Here is a 1,053-nt window from a genome sequence, read left to right on the forward strand (position 1 = left end):
CAGAGATAGGCAGGATGCGATCGCTTCTTTCCTGAACCATGTTCAGGAGAGTTCAGCGTGAATGTATCAGAAGAAAGCGGGATGGCCAGATGTGACGTTTGCGGAAAAGATCTTATCTTAGCTACAGCGATTATCAGTTCTTAGCTACAGCGATTATCAGTGGGCCAAGCGCTGCGCCAATCCCCACGGGAAGTCTCACCTCATCTGCTTCGACTGCTACAGTGGTTCGTCTTGTCCCATCTGCTATTCCCCTCTGGAGCCGGCAGAATAGAAAGAGGCGTTCTCAAAAGCTGCTTGTCGGTTACTCGACTCCCATCCCCCTAGCTCCTCGGAGGGGGCGATGGTCGACAAGGGTCTCGATGGTTTTCCCAAGGGAGCCGGAAAAGTGCGCATTGGCCAGGGCTACGACATCCACCGCCTCGTCGAGGGGCGCCCCCTGATCCTGGGCGGGATCCGGATCCCCTACGAAAAGGGGCTATTGGGCCATAGCGACGCCGATGTGCTTACCCACGCCATCATGGATGCTCTCCTGGGGGCAGCAGCCCTGCGGGATATTGGCTTTTACTTTCCCCCGGAAGAAGAACGCTGGAAAGGGGCCGATAGCATCCTTTTACTACAGCAAGTGGTGCAGCTGGTGGGCCAAGAGGGCTGGTGCGTTGCCAATGTAGACAGTGTGGTGGTGGCGGAGCAGCCCAAGCTCAAACCTCACATCCCCGCCATGCAGGCCCGCCTGGCAGAGGCGATGCAGATCTCCCCCAAGCAAGTGGGGGTCAAGGCTACTACTAACGAAAAGCTGGGCCCCGTCGGCCAGGGAGAGGCCATTGCTGCCTTCGCCGTAGCCCTGTTGCTGGAACAGAGAGGACAAGCTTCCTCTGACCTTCCCATCAGAATCTGAAAAGAACCTGGTCACCCCACTGCCTGAGCTGCCAAACTGGCAAGCAATCGCTCCCTCAAAAACGCAGAATCTGCCCAAGTCGCAGTCAAACCACCCATTACCTGGATCCCCAATTTTCCCTCTGGGAAAGGGGCCGGGAGGGGGGCTACTCCTCTAGG

At 57.4% G+C, this 1,053-nt stretch carries 1 protein-coding gene; it reads left to right on the plus strand.

The annotated features are described in order from the left end of the window. The first annotated feature begins 385 nt into the window (after positions 1-385). On the plus strand, positions 386-895 hold the full coding sequence (gene ispF / locus NW837_RS10885) for a 2-C-methyl-D-erythritol 2,4-cyclodiphosphate synthase (protein ID WP_414331453.1): 510 nt from the start codon (positions 386-388) through the stop codon (positions 893-895). Positions 896-1,053: the final 158 nt, after the last annotated feature.

This window comes from Synechococcus sp. R6-10, from assembly GCF_047461815.1.
In the GTDB taxonomy this organism is placed as follows: Bacteria; Cyanobacteriota; Cyanobacteriia; order Thermostichales; family Thermostichaceae; genus Thermostichus.